Source organism: Mesorhizobium sp. M7A.F.Ca.CA.002.05.1.1 (assembly GCF_003998335.1).
Lineage (GTDB): Bacteria > Pseudomonadota > Alphaproteobacteria > Rhizobiales > Rhizobiaceae > Mesorhizobium.
In genome coordinates, this window is record NZ_RZQI01001232.1 from 1 (window position 1) to 1324 (window position 1324).

Annotated in this window: 2 protein-coding genes; one reads left to right on the top strand and one right to left on the bottom strand. The window is 64.0% G+C overall.

Going from position 1 to position 1324, the window contains the following annotated elements; translation table 11 throughout:
• On the top strand, positions 1 to 674 hold a 674-nt coding region (locus tag EN939_RS34405; protein WP_164751524.1), incomplete at its 5' end, for a DMT family transporter.
• 121 nt (positions 675 to 795) lie between these two features.
• Here EN939_RS34405 and EN939_RS34415 read toward each other — a convergent pair.
• Positions 796 to 1324 (bottom strand): zinc-binding dehydrogenase (locus EN939_RS34415; RefSeq protein WP_164751525.1); only part of this gene is annotated, 529 nt, incomplete at its 5' end.

Consider the following 1324-nt stretch of genomic DNA (forward strand, 5'->3'; position numbering starts at 1 on the left):
CACTTGGCGTGGTTGTCGGGTTTCCCCTGCTGACCGCGTTGGCGCTCAAGCACGTCACCACGGCCCATTCCATCATCTTCGTCGGCCTGCTGCCGTTGGCGACCGCGATCTTCGGCGTGCTGCGCGGCGGCGACCGTCCGCGCCCGGCGTTCTGGCTGTTTTCATGCATCGGCAGCGCGCTGGTCGCGGGTTTTGCCCTGACGCAGGGCGTGACGGCCTCGCCGGTGGGCGATGGTCTGATGCTGGCCGCCATCATCGCCTGCGGCCTGGGCTATGCCGAGGGCGCCGCGCTGTCGCGCAAGCTCGGCGGCTGGCAAGTGATCTGCTGGGCGCTGGTGCTGTCGCTGCCGATCATGCTGGTGCTGACGCTGATGACCATGCCGCCATCGTTCGAAGGCGTCGGCGTCAGGGCGTGGATAGGGCTTGCCTATGTCTCGCTGTTCAGCATGCTGATCGGCTTCGTGTTCTGGTATCGCGGGCTGGCGCAAGGCGGCATCGCCGCGGTCGGGCAGTTGCAGCTGCTGCAGCCATTTTTCGGATTGGCACTGGCAGCGACGCTGCTGCACGAGCAGGTCAGCCCGCTGATGGTGGTCGTCACGCTTGGCGTCGTGCTCTGCGTCGTAGGCGCCAAGCGATTCGCGAAGCAGGAATTGCCACGACGCGCGATCGCCTGACGACGGTGCCGTCCTCGCCCAATGCATGTCGCCCAAAAGTGGCCCCGGTTTTGGGAGAACGACATGCATAAAAACAAGGACCTAAAGCGCGTCGCCTGGATCCGTTCAAACGCGACGCGCTTTAGAACTTCGTCACCACTCCAATACCAATCCCCTCGAAGCCGCCCATCGCCATCAAGGCCGCGGGCGCCTCGTCGAGACTGATTCTCTTGCCGACCAGCAGTTCGGGCTTCAGCTTGCCGTTGCGGATCATGTCCATCATCGCCTGGTAGCGGTAGGCCTGCATGCCGTGGCTGCCAAGGATTTCGAGTTCGAAGGCGATCACCTTGTCCATCGGCACCTGCGGCCGGGCATGCTCGCCCAGCATCAGGCCGACCTGCACATGGCGGCCGCGCCGGCGCAGATTGGATATCGAATTGAACGAGGTGGTGGGGTGGCCGAGCGCGTCCATCGACATATGCGCGCCGCCATTGGTGATCTGCTTGACCGCCTTGACCACGTTCGGCGTCGTAGATGCATTGATGGTGGCGACGGCGCCGATCTTTTTGGCGAAATCCAGTTTCTCGTCGGTGAGATCGATGGCGATGACATTGGCGCCCATGGCGCTGGCGATCATGATCGCCGACAGGCCGACGCCGCCGCAGCCATGC